The sequence below is a fragment of the Janibacter sp. FSL W8-0316 genome, from assembly GCF_038004165.1.
Lineage (GTDB): Bacteria > Actinomycetota > Actinomycetes > Actinomycetales > Dermatophilaceae > Janibacter > Janibacter indicus.
In genome coordinates this window covers 1,568,817-1,584,279 of record NZ_JBBOQX010000001.1, presented here as the reverse complement: position 1 = coordinate 1,584,279, position 15,463 = coordinate 1,568,817, and the positions used below count along the sequence as shown (strand labels likewise).

17 protein-coding genes are annotated in these 15,463 nt (G+C 72.3%); 7 read left to right on the top strand and 10 right to left on the bottom strand.

Annotated elements, in window-relative coordinates; genetic code table 11:
- Positions 1-156: 156 nt before the first annotated feature.
- Genes NYE39_RS07770 through NYE39_RS07760 form a run of 3 tightly spaced genes read right to left on the bottom strand, consistent with a single transcriptional unit; the run spans position 157 to position 1,636 of the window.
- Positions 157-741, bottom strand: a complete 585-nt coding sequence (locus NYE39_RS07770) for a TIGR03086 family metal-binding protein (RefSeq protein WP_341012325.1) — start codon at positions 739-741, stop codon at positions 157-159.
- Complete coding sequence (locus NYE39_RS07765; protein WP_341012324.1) at positions 738-1,271, bottom strand: SRPBCC family protein; 534 nt, start codon at positions 1,269-1,271, stop codon at positions 738-740. Before NYE39_RS07765 ends, NYE39_RS07770 begins: the two co-directional genes overlap by 4 nt.
- Complete coding sequence (locus NYE39_RS07760) at positions 1,268-1,636, bottom strand: ArsR/SmtB family transcription factor (RefSeq protein WP_341012323.1); 369 nt, start codon at positions 1,634-1,636, stop codon at positions 1,268-1,270. The genes NYE39_RS07765 and NYE39_RS07760 overlap by 4 nt, the downstream gene beginning before the upstream one ends.
- A 261-nt stretch (positions 1,637-1,897) precedes the next feature.
- Here NYE39_RS07760 and NYE39_RS07755 point away from each other — a divergent pair, with 261 nt between their 5' ends.
- Entirely contained in the window at positions 1,898-2,137 is a 240-nt protein-coding gene (locus tag NYE39_RS07755; protein WP_341012322.1) for a hypothetical protein, read from the top strand.
- Positions 2,138-2,181: 44 nt separating this feature from the next.
- Here NYE39_RS07755 and NYE39_RS07750 read toward each other — a convergent pair whose 3' ends face one another.
- Positions 2,182-2,850: a DUF305 domain-containing protein gene (locus NYE39_RS07750; RefSeq protein ID WP_341012321.1), complete on the bottom strand. Its 669-nt coding sequence runs from the start codon at positions 2,848-2,850 to the stop codon at positions 2,182-2,184.
- A gap of 186 nt (positions 2,851-3,036) precedes the next feature.
- On the opposite strand from NYE39_RS07750, the gene NYE39_RS07745 reads away from it, so the two are divergent.
- Positions 3,037-4,461: an LVIVD repeat-containing protein gene (locus NYE39_RS07745; protein ID WP_341012320.1), complete on the top strand. Its 1,425-nt coding sequence runs from the start codon at positions 3,037-3,039 to the stop codon at positions 4,459-4,461.
- Positions 4,462-4,537: 76 nt separating this feature from the next.
- Positions 4,538-5,035 carry an amino-acid N-acetyltransferase gene (locus tag NYE39_RS07740; RefSeq protein ID WP_185220796.1) on the top strand — a complete coding sequence of 166 codons (498 nt, stop codon included), beginning with the start codon at positions 4,538-4,540 and terminating at the stop codon, positions 5,033-5,035.
- Between the two features lie 28 nt (positions 5,036-5,063).
- Here the strand turns inward: NYE39_RS07740 and NYE39_RS07735 are convergent, their stop codons facing one another.
- From NYE39_RS07735 to NYE39_RS07710, 6 genes are all read right to left on the bottom strand, one after another.
- On the bottom strand, positions 5,064-5,957 hold the full coding sequence (locus NYE39_RS07735) for an A/G-specific adenine glycosylase (RefSeq protein ID WP_341012319.1): 894 nt from the start codon (positions 5,955-5,957) through the stop codon (positions 5,064-5,066).
- Positions 5,954-7,249 carry a hypothetical protein gene (locus NYE39_RS07730; RefSeq protein WP_341012318.1) on the bottom strand — a complete coding sequence of 432 codons (1,296 nt, stop codon included), beginning with the start codon at positions 7,247-7,249 and terminating at the stop codon, positions 5,954-5,956. The genes NYE39_RS07735 and NYE39_RS07730 overlap by 4 nt, the downstream gene beginning before the upstream one ends.
- Positions 7,246-8,322 carry a DNA integrity scanning diadenylate cyclase DisA gene (disA, locus tag NYE39_RS07725; protein ID WP_341012317.1) on the bottom strand — a complete coding sequence of 359 codons (1,077 nt, stop codon included), beginning with the start codon at positions 8,320-8,322 and terminating at the stop codon, positions 7,246-7,248. Before disA ends, NYE39_RS07730 begins: the two co-directional genes overlap by 4 nt.
- Before the next feature lie 9 nt (positions 8,323-8,331).
- Positions 8,332-9,729, bottom strand: coding sequence for a DNA repair protein RadA (radA, locus tag NYE39_RS07720; RefSeq protein WP_341012316.1), 1,398 nt, complete (start codon positions 9,727-9,729; stop codon positions 8,332-8,334).
- A gap of 119 nt (positions 9,730-9,848) precedes the next feature.
- Positions 9,849-11,273, bottom strand: a complete 1,425-nt coding sequence (locus NYE39_RS07715) for an FAD-binding oxidoreductase (protein WP_341012315.1) — start codon at positions 11,271-11,273, stop codon at positions 9,849-9,851.
- Positions 11,270-12,103: a hypothetical protein gene (locus NYE39_RS07710; protein WP_341012314.1), complete on the bottom strand. Its 834-nt coding sequence runs from the start codon at positions 12,101-12,103 to the stop codon at positions 11,270-11,272. Before NYE39_RS07710 ends, NYE39_RS07715 begins: the two co-directional genes overlap by 4 nt.
- 61 nt (positions 12,104-12,164) lie before the next feature.
- Between NYE39_RS07710 and NYE39_RS07705 the strand changes: the two genes are divergently transcribed.
- The 4 genes from NYE39_RS07705 to NYE39_RS07690 are packed head-to-tail and all read left to right on the top strand — an operon-like array spanning position 12,165 to position 15,461.
- A complete protein-coding gene (locus tag NYE39_RS07705; RefSeq protein WP_072625409.1) occupies positions 12,165-13,091 on the top strand; it encodes a Ppx/GppA phosphatase family protein in 927 nt (308 codons plus the stop codon).
- 44 nt (positions 13,092-13,135) lie between these two features.
- Positions 13,136-13,969: a sugar phosphate isomerase/epimerase family protein gene (locus NYE39_RS07700; protein ID WP_341012313.1), complete on the top strand. Its 834-nt coding sequence runs from the start codon at positions 13,136-13,138 to the stop codon at positions 13,967-13,969.
- Positions 13,969-14,730: an ABC transporter ATP-binding protein gene (locus tag NYE39_RS07695; RefSeq protein WP_341013379.1), complete on the top strand. Its 762-nt coding sequence runs from the start codon at positions 13,969-13,971 to the stop codon at positions 14,728-14,730. The genes NYE39_RS07700 and NYE39_RS07695 overlap by 1 nt, the downstream gene beginning before the upstream one ends.
- Positions 14,727-15,461 (top strand): ABC transporter permease, encoded by a 735-nt coding sequence (locus NYE39_RS07690; RefSeq protein WP_341012312.1) that lies wholly within the window; start codon positions 14,727-14,729, stop codon positions 15,459-15,461. Before NYE39_RS07695 ends, NYE39_RS07690 begins: the two co-directional genes overlap by 4 nt.
- The last annotated feature ends 2 nt before the right edge of the window (positions 15,462-15,463 follow it).

The window sequence follows — 15,463 nt, the reverse complement described above, 5'->3', positions numbered from 1 at the left end:
AGCGCCGTCTCGAGGGGCGCGAAGGGGAGGTGGCCAGATCACTGGCCACCTCCCCTTCGTCGTGCCTGGGGCGCCACGCGCTCGGCGGCGGCCTTCGTCATGCCCCCCATCTCCGCAAAACCCTAGGGTCTTGCGGAGATCGAGGGCGGTCCGGGCTCAGCCCGCCGGCGGAGACCAGCGCGGGTCCCGCCCGATGAAGGCGAAGAAGCGCTCCTGGACGCTCGCGTCGTCGGGCTCCGTCTGCTGCTCGCCGAACTGCCCGGACGCCCGGATCATCTCGGCCTGGGCCTGCATCCCCGCCAGTGCCTCGGCGAGGTAGTCCTGGTCGAGCCGGTCGTCCTGGCCGGTGGCGCGGGCGAGGTCCCAGGTGTGGAAGACGACGTCGCTGGTGAAGAACTGGTCGAGCATCTGCGGCAGCTGCATCCGGCCGATGTGCTCGTGCTCGAAGACGACCTGCTCGGTCGCCGGGTCGTCGAGCAGCGATCGAAGCTGCGCGTCAAGACCGGCCCACGCGCCGACCGGGTCCACGTCGGCGGACGGCACGGGGGAAAGGCGCACCTCGCAGCCGGACGCCAGGAGCGCCGGCAGCCAGGTCGTCAGGTGACCGACGACGTCACGGGCCCGCCACTGCGCGACCGGCGTCGGGGCGTCCCAGTCGGTCGTGCCGGCCACCCGTCGCGCGAAGGCGTCCGCCGCCGACCGGTAGCGGTCGGCGACGGACAGCGACGACAACGAGGTCACGCGACCTCCCCGGCGTCGAGCATCGCGTCGAGTGCCGCATAGCCCTCGTTGATGCCGATCTCCATGCCGGAGGCGAGCATCATCTCGCGCGCCTCGAAGGTCGGCAGGAGCGAGTGGCCGTGGACGCGCGTCCAGCCGTCGCCGAGGTCCTCGAAGGTCATCGTGTCGAGCGAGACCCCGTCGGGGAAGCCCTCGTAGGTGAAGGTCTGGACGATCCGGTCGGGGCGCACCTCGTGGAAGCTGCCGAAGAAGTGGAACTCCTCGGTGTCGCCCTGCACACGCCGCTCGCTGCCCTCCTTCGCGACATTGGTGAAGCGGTAGCTGCCACCGGTGCGCGCGTCCCAGTGGTCGATGATCGTGTCGAGCTCGTCGGGCCCGACCCACCGCTTGTAGAGCTCGGGGTCGGTGTGCGCGCGGTGCAGCTGCGCCGCGGTCGCCTTGAAGTCGCGGGTGATCCGCACGACGGGGACCTCGGGGTCGGCCTCGATCGTCGCGGTCGTGATGTGGTCGGTGCTGGGCTGGGTGCTCATCGGTCTGCTCCTGTGCTCGTGGTGCCCGGGTGGGGCGAAGGGAGGTCCGCCAGGACCTCCTCGAGGCGGGCCATGCGCTCCTCGGCCCGTCGTTGGTGCCGCTCGATCCAGCCGGTCATCGTGGCCAGGGCATCGGCCTCGAGGTGGACCGGACGGCGTTGGGCCTCCCTGCGCCGGCTGACGAGGCCGGCCTCCTCGAGGACCTTGAGGTGCTTGCTCACGGCCTGGAGGCTGATGTCGTAGGGGGCGGCGAGGTCGTTGACGGTGGCGTCACCGACCGTGAGGCGGGTGACGATGTCCCGCCGGACCGGGTCGGAGAGCGCGGCGAAGGCCCGGGAAAGTCGCTCCTCGGTGTCGTCCTTCATCGCGCGCTCCTTAATCAACCAACCGGTTGAATAAAACGTAGGGCGGGACCGGGCAGTCGTCAAGAGATCGTTGAAGCGTTCGCTACGTGCAACCGGCACGCTCCTGATCCACGGTGGATGGCATGGACACCTCACCAGGCAGGACGAAGATGACGACGCGCCGCGCGCTCCTCGGCGCCGCCCTGACGACTGCGGCGGTGACCGGCCTCGGGGTCGCGCCGGGCACACAACCCGCAGTCCCGGGTCGAGAGCTACCGCGGCATGCAGGTCAACCTCTACACCGGCCTGGGCGACCTCAACCCCGTCAACGGCTTCAACCTCGACGACAACGAGGACGTCGTTGCCCCGCTAACGCTCTACTTCGCCCAGCAGCTGCAGGCAGCCGGGGTCCCGCGGACGTACCGGGTCTACCCCGAGGGCGGGCACAACATGAAGACGTGGGGCTCGGCGCTCGACGATGGCCTGCCCCGGGTCGTCGGGCACCTCACGAAGGCCGGCTGAGGCCCCCTTCGTCCCACGGCGCGCAGCGCCTGTGACCGAGCCGGTCACAGGCGCCGCCGCATGTCCTTCATCTGTGCGATCTGCTTGGTCTGGGTGACGTTGATGTCGTCGCCGAGCTCACCGGTGCGCTCGTCGGAGCCCTTCTTGCCCAAGGTCTTGCACATCTCGAGGGCGCCCTGGTGGTGCTTGACCATGAGGTCGAGGTAGAGCCGGTCGACGTCGGCACCCTTCGCCCGACGCAGCTCGTCCAGCTGGGCCCGGGTCGCCATCCCGGGCATGCCGGCGTGATCGGCATGGCCGCCGTGACCGCTGCCGCCGGGGTTGCTCGCCTCGATGGGGACCTTCTCGCCCCACGACCGCAGGGTCGTGGCCATGCCCTTCATCTCCGGCTTCTGCTCGTCGCTGATCCGGCTGGCGATGCCGCGCACGCTCTTGTCGGTGAGGCGCCCTTTGACGATGTCGCCCATGACGACCGCCTGCGCGTGGTGGACGATCATGTCCTGGAGGAAGTCGACGTCGGCCTGGTTGTGGCTCGCCGAGGGCGTCGCCACCGCGGAGGTGCCGGACAGCGACGAGTTGGGCTCACCGGGGGTGCCGGGCTGCAGGACCGGTGCGTCGGGAGAGGTGGCCGTGGACGTGGGGGCGTCGTCACCGCTGCAGGCGCCCAGGGTGAGGGCGGCGGCGAGGACGAAGGGGGAGAGGCGGCGGATCACCAGGCCGACGGTAATCCCCCTTCGGCGCCGGTGGTCGGGGCGAGGGTCGGCGGCGCCCTGACCTGACCAAATCCTGACCATTTCGGGGAAACGTCCGGGGTCCGTGGCCGGGCCCGACACGGAAGTCTGGTCGAATCCCGCGCGGAGCACACCCCGCCCCGGCGGTACGCCACCTGTGGAGGAATCATGCGCAGACCCACCCTGGCCGTCGTCGCGGCCGCTGCCCTGGCCATGTCGGGGATCGGCGCGACCAGCGCCACCGCCGACGGGCCCGGCGACCGGATCGGAGTGTCCGGCACCGACCTGGCGACCGACGAGATCGGCCGCAGCAAGAACGTGCAGCACCTCGCCAACATCGCCCCGTCGGGCGCTCTCGCCGAGGGCATCGGGACGGATCTGGCCTTCCAGGACGACAAGGCCTTCGTCGGCAACTACGACGGCTTCTCGATCATCGACCTGAAGAACCCGCGCAAGCCCAAGACGATCGTCCAGGTGAAGTGCCCCGGCAGCCAGAACGACATCTCTGTCTCCGGCGACCTGCTCTACCTGTCGACCGACTCCTCGCGCAGCGACGACTCCTGCGAGTCGACCTCGCAGTCCGCGACGCTCAAGGACAGCTGGGAGGGCATCAAGATCTTCGACATCTCCGACCTGGAGAACCCGAAGTACATCAAGTCCGTCGAGACGGCGTGCGGCTCGCACACGCACACGCTCGTGCCGGGCAAGGGTGCCGACAAGGGCACCGACTACCTCTACGTGTCGAGCTACTCGCCCCGGGCGCAGTACCCCGACTGCCAGACCCCGCACGACCTCATCTCGATCGTCAAGGTCGACACAGCAGCGCCGACCGACGCCTCCGTCATCGCCACGCCCAACCTCTTCCCCGACGGTGGCAACCCCGGTGGCGCCGGACCCACGCCGATCGCCGGCCGCTCGGCGACGACCGGTTGCCACGACATCACCGCGCTGCCGAGCAAGGACCTCGCAGCCGGCGCGTGCATGGGTGACGGCATCATCATGGACATCTCCGACCCCGAGGCACCCGAGGTGATCGAGCAGGTTCAGGACAACGAGAACTTCGCCTTCTGGCACTCGGCCACCTTCAACGCCGACGCGTCCAAGGTCGTCTTCACCGACGAGCTCGGCGGCGGCGGTGCCGCCACCTGCGACGCGGCGATCGGGCCCAACCGTGGCGCCAACGCGATCTACGACCTGTCCGAGGCCGGCGAGCTGACCTTCCAGTCGTACTACAAGATCCCGCGCCACCAGACCGACACCGAGAACTGCGTGGCCCACAACGGGTCGATCATCCCGGTCAAGGGCAAGGACCTCATGGTCCAGTCCTGGTACCAGGGTGGCGTGAGCGTGTGGGACTTCACCGACTCGGCCAACCCCAAGGAGCTCGGGTACTTCGAGCGCGGTCCGCTGCCGGCCGACGAGGGCATCGGTGGCACGTGGTCGACGTACTACTACAACGGTCACGTCTACTCCTCCGACATCGCGCGAGGCTTCGACGTGCTGAAGTACAACGACCCGGCGGCCAAGCGCGCGGACACCATCCGCATGGGCGAGCTCAACGTCCAGTCGCAGCCGCAGTACACGGTGCGCTGAGCCCCCTTCGCGCCACCGCTCTCCGGAGCACCTGACCTACGCCCCCGCCTCGTCGGCGGGGGCGTAGGTTTGTCCGGTGACCGTGACCATCCGCCGAGCGCGCACCTCCGACGTGCGCGAGATCCGTGCCCTCGTCGCCCCGCTCGCCGAGCGACGGGTCCTTGTTAGCAAGGACACGGTGGCCTACTTCGAGGGTCTGCAGGAATTCCGCGTCGCCGAGATCGACGGCCGTGTGGTCGGCTGCGGGGCCCTGCACGTCATGTGGGACGACCTGGCCGAGATCCGCACGCTCGCCGTCTCGGCCGACCACCTAGGGCACGGGGTCGGCGGCGCGCTGCTCGAGACGCTGGCCCAGGACGCCGTCGAGCTCGGGGTCGAGCGTCTCTTCTGCCTGACCTTCGAGGTCGACTTCTTCACCCGGCACGGTTTCACCGAGATCGAGGGGCAGGCCGTCGACCCCGAGGTCTACGTCGAGCTGCTGCGCTCCTACGACGAGGGCGTCGCCGAGTTCCTCGACCTCGAGCGGGTCAAGCCCAACACTCTGGGCAACACGCGCATGCTCCGCCAGCTCTGAGCCCCACGCCAGACGAAGGGGGAACCCCTCACCTCGGCAGGACGTAGCCGCCTGCGGCCGGCTCGACAAGGCCGTCCTCCACGAGCCCGGCGAGACACCGCTCGACCTTGGTCGGGTCGTCCGGCCAGGTGCCGTCGAGATCCCCGCGGGGCACGGGGTCGGGGCTCTCACGCAGCAGCTGCACGATGCGCCCACGCACCTGCCGGTCGGTGCCGTGCCAGGCCTGCCCGCGCCGCGGGGGACCGTCGTGCTCGGGACGACCGGCGAGCTGCCAGGCGCACAGGTGGCTCACCGGGCAGTCGTCGCAGCGGGGCGCGCGGGCGGTGCACACGAGCGCACCGAGCTCCATGGAGGCGGCATTCCACCGGTTGGCCGCGTCGCGGTCGGCGGGCATCGAGGCATCGGCCAGACGCATCTCGGCAGCGGTGAGTGCCGGCGCCGCGTGCTGCGTGCCGCTCACGGTCCGGGCGAGGACCCGGCGGACATTGGTGTCGACGACCGTGCGCGGGTCACCGAAGGCGAAGGAGGCGACGGCCGCCGCCGTGTAGGGCCCGACACCCGGCAGTGCGAGCAGGTCGTCGTGGTCGCGCGGGACCTGACCGTCGTGCCGCTCGACCATCGCCGCCGCCGACTCCCACAGCCGCAGCGCCCGACGGGGGTAGCCGAGCCGGTCCCACATGCGCACCGCCTCGCCGGGGGAGTCCGCGGCGAGGTCGGCAGGGGTCGGCCACCGCTCGAGCCAGCGTTCCCAGACCGGCAGCACCCGAGCGACAGGAGTCTGCTGGGACATCACCTCGGAGAGGTAGACGCCCCACGGCGAGCAGTCGGGGTCGCGCCAGGGCAGGTCGCGGCCGACCTCGTCGAACCACGCGAGCACGGCGGCGTGCAGCCGGGGACCGGCTCCGGTCACCTCGGGACTCACGGCAGGTCCACCTCGGTGAATCGCGGTCGGTAGAGCGATGGGTCGCGGTGGTATGGGCCGCTCGTCGTCGGCGACTCGGACCACGAGACGAGCAGCTTGCCCGAGCCCATCCTCAGGTCGGGGTGGGGCAGCGGCGTGTAGCGCAGCGTGCGGCTCGTGCTCTCGAGGTCGCGAACCGGGTGCGCGGTCCAGGGTCCGGTGACGGTGGGCGCCTTCCACACGGTGAGCGAGTCGCCGGTGAAGTCTCCCTCCTTGCTGATCGCGTACCAGGACCCGTCGTCCTCGACCACGCCGAGGACGTGGGAGACCCCGTCGTCGGGCCCGATGAGTCGCCCGGCCTGTGCCGGCTGGTCGTCGGGCCGCCCGGAGACCCAGCCGGAGCCGTCCCAGTACTGCCAGCGGGAGGGGTCGGCGAGGTGGTTCGACGGCACCCGCGCGACGTGCAGGGTCCAGCCGTCGGTCGTCTTGTCGGCATTGCTCGCCGTGCCGAAGACATAGGTCCACGACCCGCTCTCCCACATCGCGGCACCCCAGGTCGGCACCGTCGGGTCGGTCGTGGTCGGGGTGAGCGGCTCGTGGGAGACGAGCTTGGGCATGCGGTTGGTCGGGACGTCGAAGGTCGCCAAGCCGGAGCCGACGGTCTCGAAGTCACGGCCCCCGAGATCGCGGACGGCCGCGGTGATGACCTCGACCCGGGTGCCGCCGGACACGGCCCGTGCCCGCAGCGACATCGGCCAGTAGCCGGTGTCGCCCTCGTCGGGGATCACGGCGCCGTCGTCGTCGGCGCGCATCGCGCGCAGGCAGCCGCCGTTGGCCACGAGCGCGGAGTTGCGGACCATGAAGGGCGAGACGACGTCGGTGTCGCGGATCGTGTCACCGAAGACGAACATCGTGCGCCCGTCGGCGAGGCGCACCGATCCGCCGTGGTCGCCGCCCTGCAGCCGCGGCTCCCCGTCGAGCTGGGCGAAGAGCGCGTCCATGCCCCGTGCATCGGTGGGTGCGGGGACCGAGCAGGCGCGGCCGGGGTCGGTGCCGCGGGGGTCGATGGCCGCACCCCGTGCTGGACGAAGGGGGGACTCCGCCGCCGGTGGAGGCGTCACGGGCGCGCCGGTTCGGGCAGTGCGGGACCCGCGCGGCTCGTGCCCTATGCCGATCGGGGCTCCGGAGGGCTCGACGGCGCGGTCGGCGGTGCGGGCGATGAGCTCGTCGACGCTGCCGGGCCGGGTCCAGCCGACCCAGGCGCCGGCGATGACGAGCACCCCGGCGAGCAGCGAGACGAGGAAGCGGGTCACACGTAGCGCTCGAGGATCGAGCTCTCGGCGAGTCGGGACAGGCCCTCGCGCACGGTGCGGGCACGGAGCTCACCCACACCGTCGACGGCCATGAGGTCGTCGATGCCGGCGGCGAGCAGTCGCTGCAGCGAGCCGAAGTGCTCGACGAGGCGGTCGACGATCGCGCCCGGCAGGCGCGGGATCTTGCCGAGGATGCGCAGCCCGCGCGGGCTGACCGATGCGTCGAGGGACTCTCCGACGATGGCGAAGCCGAGCGCCTTGGCCACGTGGCCGAGGTCGAGCAGCTCGGTCGCGTCGAGCGCCGAGAGGTTGGTCAGGACCCCGTCGACGTCGGCGACCGGGCCGGCCGGGTCGAGGTAGTCGAGGACCACGGCGTGCAGGTCGTCGTCGAGACCGGCGGTCAGCTCCTCGAGCTGGAGGGTGAGCAGGCGTCCGTCGATACCGAGCTCGAGGACGTACTCGGCGATCTCGGCGTGGATGCGGCGGACCATCTCGAGCCGCTGGAGGACGACGGCGACGTCGCGGACGGTGACGAGGTCCTCGATCTCGAGGGCCGACAGGGAGCCGGTGACCTCGTTGAGGCGGGTTGTGTAGCGCTCGAGGGTCTGCATGGCCTGGTTGGCCTGGGAGGTCAGCTCGGGCGTCGTGCGGAGCACGTGCCGCCGGCCGTCGACGTAGAGGGCGATGATGTGCATCGACTGGCTGACCGAGACGACGGGATAGCCGGTCTGCCGCGCGACCCGCTCGGCGGTGCGGTGACGGGTGCCGCTCTCGAGGGTCTCGATGCTCGGGTCGGGCACGAGCTGGACGGCCGCCTTGAGAATCCGGGAGACGCCGGCGTCGACGACCACGGCGCCGTCCATCTTGGCCAGCTCACGCAGGCGGGTGGCGGAGAACTCGATGTTGACGTCGAAGCCGCCGGTGCACAGCGACTCGACGAGCTTGTCGTGCCCGAGGACGACGAGCGCGCCGGTGTTGCCGCGCAGGATGCGCTCGAGGCCGTCGCGCAGGACGGTGCCCGGCGCGACCGCGGCGAGGGTCGTGCGGAAGAGGTCGTCGTCTGAGTCGGCCACGCAGGGAGTCTATGTCGAGGGCAGGCGTCGCACGTTGTCCGCGGGGTGGCGTCGCCGCATCTCGGCGACGGCGGCCGTGACGTCGGTGACCTCGACGACGTCCATGCCCGGCGGGGGAGCGGCGTCGGCCAGCGCACCCACGGGCACGAGCGCGGTGCGGAACCCGAGACGGGCCGCCTCGGTCAGCCGTCGGGCGACGCCGACCGCGGGGCGGACCTCGCCGCTCAGCCCGATCTCGCCGAGTGCCAGGAGGGTGTGCGGCACCGGCTCGTCGAGCACCGCGCTCGCGATGGCGATCGCCACGGCGAGGTCGCTGGAGGGCTCGGTGATCTTGACCCCGCCGACGGTGGAGACATAGGTGTCCTGGTTGCCGATCGGTGCGCCCGCCCGCTTGTCGAGGACGGCGATGATCATCGCGAGTCGGCCGCTGTCGAGGCCCACGTTGGCCCGTCGCGGGGTGGGGATCTGCGAGGGCGAGACGAGCGACTGCACCTCGACGACGAGCGGTCGCCGGCCCTCGAGCGTTACCGTGGCGCAGGTGCCCGGGACGTTGATGTGGCGGCTGGAGAGGAAGAGGCCGCTCGGGTCGGACAGGCCGATGATGCCGCCGTCGGTGAGGTCGAAGCACCCGACCTCGTCGGTGGGGCCGAAGCGGTTCTTGACCGCGCGCACCATGCGCAGCCGCGTGTGCCGGTCGCCGTCGAACTGCACGACGACGTCGACGAGGTGCTCCAGGACCCGGGGACCGGCGATCGAGCCGTCCTTGGTCACGTGGCCGACGAGCAGCATCGCGAAGCCGCCCTCCTTGGCCGCCTGGATGAGCGAGCCGGCGACCTCGCGCACCTGGCTGACATTGCCCGCGGAGCCGTCGACCTCGCTGGAGGCGATGGTCTGCACGGAGTCGACGACGACGAGGTCGGGCTGCACCTGCGCGATGTGCGCGAGCACGGTCGACAGGTCGGTCTCGGCGGCGAGGTAGAGGCCGTCGGTCACCGCACCGATGCGCTCGGCCCGACCGCGCACCTGCGCCGCCGACTCCTCGCCGGTGAGGTAGAGGACCCGCCGGGTCTCGCCGACCCGGGCGGAGACGTCGAGGAGCAGGGTCGACTTGCCGATGCCGGGCTCGCCGGCCACGAGGACGACCGACCCGGGGACGAGCCCGCCGCCGAGCACCCGGTCGAACTCCGGGACACCGGTCGAGCGGTGGCTCGCCTGCTCCCCGTCGATCTCGCGGATCGGCACGGCGGGGCGCTGCACCCGGGCCGCGGCGAGGGTGCGGGTCGTCGCGCCGCCGACCTCGTCGACGCTGCCCCATGCCTGGCACTCGCCGCACCGCCCGACCCACTTGACCGTGGTCCAGCCGCACTCGCTGCACCGGTAGGCCGGTCCGCCCTTCTTGGTAGCCATGGCCGCCAACCTACGTCCCGCCCCCGACATCCCCCTCGAGGCTGCATTGCCCTACGGCAATGCAGCCTCGAGGGGGGTGCCGAGCCCTGAGCGGGCCTCGCGGGCGGCCGCGGGCTCGGTCAGAGGTCGGCGAGCATCTTGCCGGGGTTGAGAATCCCCAGCGGGTCGAGCGCCGCCTTGACCGCCAGGTGGGCCTGCCGGGTGCCGTCGTCGAGCTCGCGGGCCAGCCAGCGGCGCTTGAGGTACCCGACGCCGTGCTCGCCGGTGATCGTGCCGCCGAGCTCGAGACCGAGCTCCATGATCGCGTCGAAGGCCGCATCGGCCCGCGCGATGCTGTCGGGGTCGCTCGTGTCGAAGAAGATCGACGGGTGGGTGTTGCCGTCGCCGGCGTGCGCGGCGACCGCGATCGTCAGGCCGGACTCCTCGCGGATCGCGTCGAGCCGGTCGTAGAAGTCCGGCAGTCGGGTGCGCGGCAGGCAGACGTCGTCGAGCAGCTGGCCGCCGCCGTGCGCCTGAGCCCACTGCTCGAAGGAGGGCTGGGCCATCCGACGCATGTGCACCAGGGCCGCGCTGTCGGCCGGGTCGTCAGAGACGGCGACGTCCAGGGCCCCGTGCGCCTGCGCGAAGCGCCCCAGCGCCTCGACCTCCGCCTGTGCGGCCTCGAGGCTGCCGCCACCGTCGGACTGGACGAGCAGCATCGCCCCGGCGCCCGTGCCGACGTCGCCGTAGCCGCACTCGGCGAGGATCTGCAGGGTTGCCCGGTCCATCGACTCCACGAGGCTGGGCTGCGCCCCGGACGCCATGAGGTCGGCGACCGTCGCTGCGGCAGCACGGATGTCGGTGAAGGTCGCCACTGCGGTGAGCGGCTCCGGCAGGGTCGGGACGAGCCGCAGCGTCACCTCGACGACGACCCCGAGCGTGCCCTCCGACCCGATGAGCAGGCCGCGCAGGTCGAGGCCGGCGACCCCCTTCGCCGTCGTCGTGCCGAAGGTGGCGAGCGTGCCGTCGGCGAGCACGACCCGCAGCTGCCGCACGTAGTCGCGGGTCACGCCGTAGCGCACGCAGCACAGCCCGCCGGCATTGGTCGCGACGTTGCCGCCGATCGACGAGATCGCGACCGAGCCCGGGTCCGGCGGGTAGGACAGCCCGTGCGGGGCGAGCGCGTCCTTGAGGTCCTGGTTGATGATCCCCGGCTCGACGGTCACGGTCCGCTCGGCCGCGTCGATCTCGAGCACGCGGTCCATGCGCTCCAGCGACAGCAGCAGGCAGCCGGGCACGGCATTGGCCCCGCCGGACAGCCCGGTCCGGGCGCCCTGCGGCACCACGGGGACCCGGTGCCGCGTCGCGAACCGCAGCGTCGCCTGCACGTCGGCCACGGTCCGCGCCCGCACCAGAGCGACCGCGCCGTCGCCGGGGCAGAAGAGCGCCTGGTCCGTGGAGTAGGACCCCACGACGTCGGGGTCGGTGGCGAGCACCCCGTCACCGAGCTCGGCCGCCAGCTCGGTGCGCACCAGCTCCGCGAGGTCGAAGGGGGACACCGTCACCGCTCCCCTGCGGCCAGCGTCGCCGGGTGGACGAGCAGCGGCAGCAGCGCTCGGCCCGAGGGCGAAGGGCGACCGTCCCCGGTCGTCGTGGCCGCGGCCACGAGCGCCAGGTGGGCCTCGCACCGGCGCGCCAGCTCGTCGTAGCCGGCCTGCCCCATGAGCTCGATGAGCCCCGGCCGCTCGCTGACGTAGACCGGATCGGCGGCGACGTGCGCGTCGGGGCTGCCCGAGCAGTACCAGTCGAGCTGGTGTCCGCCCGGCCCCCAGCCGCGGCGGTCGTACTCGCCGATGCTCACCTCGAGGTAGCTGCTCTCGTCGGGCAGCTCGACGGTGCGGTAGGTGCGGCGGATCGGCAGCTGCCAGCACACGTCGGGCTTGACCGTGTGCGGCTCGACGCCGGTGAGCATGGCGTGCTGGTGGAGCGAGCAGCCGGCGCCGGCGGGGAAGCCGGGGCGGTTGAGGAAGATGCACGCGCCGTCGACGACCTTGGTCTTCAGCTCGCCGTCCTCGCGCTCGGTCCACGCCGACTTGCGGGTCGAGCCCGGGTGCAGCTCCCACTCGTCCTCGCCGAGCTCGTCGACGATCGCCTTGACCCGGGCGACGTCGTCCTTGTCGGTGAAGTGGGCTCCGAGGACGCAGCAGCCGAAGTCCGGCTTGTCGGCGTCGATGCCGTGGCAGCCGTTGCCGAAGACGCAGGTCCACGACGAGGTGAGCCAGGTGAGGTCGCAGCGGAAGCGCTGCCCCTCGTCGGCCGGGTCGTCGAACTCGACCCACGTCCGGGCGGTCTGCAGGTCGCTCTCGCCGGGGTGCGACGTGGTCTCATCACTCACGGCCGCCACCCTATGCGTGCGCGCGTGCCGGGCAACAGCCGCGGGCGTCTACTGTTGCCCCGTGCGCCTTGGTGTCATCGATGTCGGTTCCAACACCGTCCACCTCCTCGTCGTCGACGCCCATCACGGTGCGGCGCCGATCCCTGCGACCTCCCACAAGATCCTGCTGCGGCTGTCCGAGCACGTCGACGACGACGGCTGCATCGACGACGCCGGCGCGGCCGACCTGTCGCGCTTCGTCGCCGAGTGCCTCGAGGTCGCCGAGGACCACGGGGTCGAGGAGATCCTGCCCTTCGCCACGAGCGCGGTGCGCGAGGCGCCCAACGGCGACGAGGTCCTTGCCCGGGTGCGGGCCGACACCGGGGTCGACCTGCGGGTGCTCAGCGGTGAGGACGAGGCGCGGCTGACCTTCCTCGCCGCCCGTCGGTGGGCCGGCTGGTCCGCGGGCCGGCTGCTCGTCGTCGACATCGGCGGCGGCTCCCTAGAGCTGACCCTCGGCGACGACGAGGACCCCGACATCGCCAAGTCGCTCCTCCTCGGCGCCGGCCGGGTGACCCGCGACCTGCTGCCGGGCAATCCCCCTTCGGCCCAGGAGATCAAGGCGGCCCGCCGCGCGGTCCGCGCCACCCTGGCCAAGGAGATCCGGCCCTACGCCAAGGCGAGCTCGCCCGACACGGTGCTCGGCACGAGCAAGACGATGCGCTCCCTGGCCCGCATCGCGGGCGCCGCGCCGAGCGCCGACGGGCCCTACGTCGACCGGCGACTGCGCCTGGAGGACGTCACCGCGACGATCGCCCGGATCTCGACGATGACCGCGCACGAGCGCGTCGAGCTCCCGGGGGTCTCCGCATCGCGGGCCCACCAGCTGCTCGCCGGCGGCATCGTCGCCGAGGCGGCGATGGACCTGCTCGGGGTCCGCGAGCTGACGATCTGCCCGTGGGCGCTGCGCGAAGGCGTGCTGCTGCGCTACCTCGACCTGATGAGCTGAGCGCGCTCCCGATCCCGCGGCCGACGCGGGTCTACGCTCGAGGCATGGCCTCTCCCCACCCGCACATCCCGGTCGGCCTGTCCACCGCCTCGGTGTACCCGGAGGGCGCGGCCGCGGCCTTCGAGATGGCGGCCGAGCTGGGCTACGACGGCGTCGAGGTCATGGTCTGGGCGGACCCGATCTCGCAGAGCGCCGGCGCGCTGCGGGCGCTCGCCGACCACCACGGCCTCGACATCGTCTCGATCCACGCGCCGACCCTGCTGCTCACCCAGCGGGTCCTGAGCGCCGACCCCTGGGGCAAGATCGACGGCTCCATCGAGCTGGCGCAGCAGGTCGGGGCGCCGACCGTCGTGCTCCACCCGCCCTTCCGCTGGCAGCAGGCCTACGCCCGGGGCTTCGCCGACGGCGTCGCCGAGCGCGAGCACGAGTCCGGCATCACCCTGGCGGTCGAGAACATGTTCCCCTGGGCCGCGCGGGGGCGCCAGGTGCAGGCCTACCTGCCCCACTGGGACCCGGTGCCCCAGCCCTACGACCACGTGACGATCGACCTGTCGCACACCGCGACCGCCCGCAGCGACGCGATGCAGATGGTCCTCGACCTCGGCGACCGGCTCTCGCACATCCACCTGGCCGACGGCATGCTCACGACGCTCAAGGACGACCACCTCGTCCCGGGCCGCGGCACCCAGCCCTGCGCCGAGGTGCTCCAGCACCTGACGACGAGCGGGTTCGCCGGGGCCGTCGTGCTCGAGGTCGGCACCCGGCGCCGCCCGCAGGAGCGCGAGGCGGACCTGCGCGAGTCGCTCGACTTCGCCCGCCGGCACCTCGGGCAGCTCGCCGACGAGCCGAGCGCCACCGCCACCGAATCGGCGTCGTGATGTCGGCCCGCGGCCGTCGGCGCGACGCGCGGGCCCCCTTCGCCGGGGCGCACGCGATCGAGATCGACGGGCTGCGGGTGACGCGGGGCGGACGCCTCGTGCTGCCCGGCCTCGATCTGCGGGTGCCGAAGGGAGAGGTCGTCGGGCTCCTCGGGCCGAGCGGCGGCGGCAAGTCCACCGTCATGCGGGCGGTCGTCGGGGTGCAGCGGGTCGACGCGGGTCGGGTCGAGGTCCTCGGACGCCCGGCGGGCCACCCCGAGCTGCGGCACCGGGTCGGCTACGTCACTCAGGCACCGAGCGTCTACGGCGACCTCACCGTGGCGGACAACGTCACCCACTTCGCCCGGCTCCTCGGCGTGCGGGACCCGCGCACCGCGGCCCGCGAGGCGCTGACGCGCGTCGACCTGACGAGCCATGCCGCTGCACGCACCGATGCCCTCTCGGGCGGGCAGCGCAGCCGGGTCAGCCTCGCGGCTGCCCTCGTCGGCTCTCCCGAGCTGCTCGTCCTCGACGAGCCGACCGTCGGGCTCGACCCCGTCCTGCGGCGCGACCTGTGGGACCTCTTCCGCGGGCTCGCCGACGACGGCGTGACGCTCCTCGTCTCCAGCCACGTCATGGACGAGGCCTCGCGTTGCGACCGACTCGTCCTGCTGCGCGACGGGGAGGTCCTCGCCGACGACACACCTGCGGGGCTCCTCGAGCGCACGGGCGCCGCCGATGCCGAGGGTGCCTTCCTCGCACTGGTGGACGCGGCGGCATGAGCCGGCGGCTGACCCTCGTCACCGTCGCCCGGGTGCTGCGGCAGCTCGCCCGCGACCACCGCACGCTCGGCCTCCTGCTCGTCGTGCCGGTCGTCCTCATGTGCCTGCTCGCGTGGATCTACGCCGACGGTGTGCTCTTCGAGCGGGTCGGGCCGGTGCTGCTCACGGTCTTCCCCTTCGTCGTCATGTTCGTCGTGACGAGCGTCGCGACGCTGCGCGAGCGCACGAGCGGCACCCTCGAGCGGCTGCTCACCACGCCCCTGGGCAAGGCCGACCTCGTCCTCGGCTACGCGCTCGCCTTCGGTCTGCTCGCCGTCGTCCAGGGGGCGGTCGTCACGGCCGTCTCGGTGTGGCTCCTCGGGCTCGACACCGCCGCGACGTCGGCCTGGCTCGTGCTCGTCGTCGTCGCGAGCGGGGTCCTCGGGACCTCGCTCGGACTGCTCGCGTCGGCCTTTGCCGCCACCGAGTTCCAGGCCGTCCAGCTCATGCCGGCCACGGTGCTGCCGCAGTTCCTCCTCTGCGGGCTGCTCGTGCCGCGCGACCAGCTGCCGCGCGCGCTCGAGCTCGTCTCCGACGTGCTGCCGCTGTCCTACGTCGTCGACGCGGCGACCTCGGTCGCGCGGGCGCCCGACCCGGGCGGCGACCTCGTCACCCCGCTGCTCGTCATCGCCGGCTGGATCGTCGTGGCACTCGCCCTCGGGAGCCTCACCCTGCGCCGCCGGACCGGGTGAGC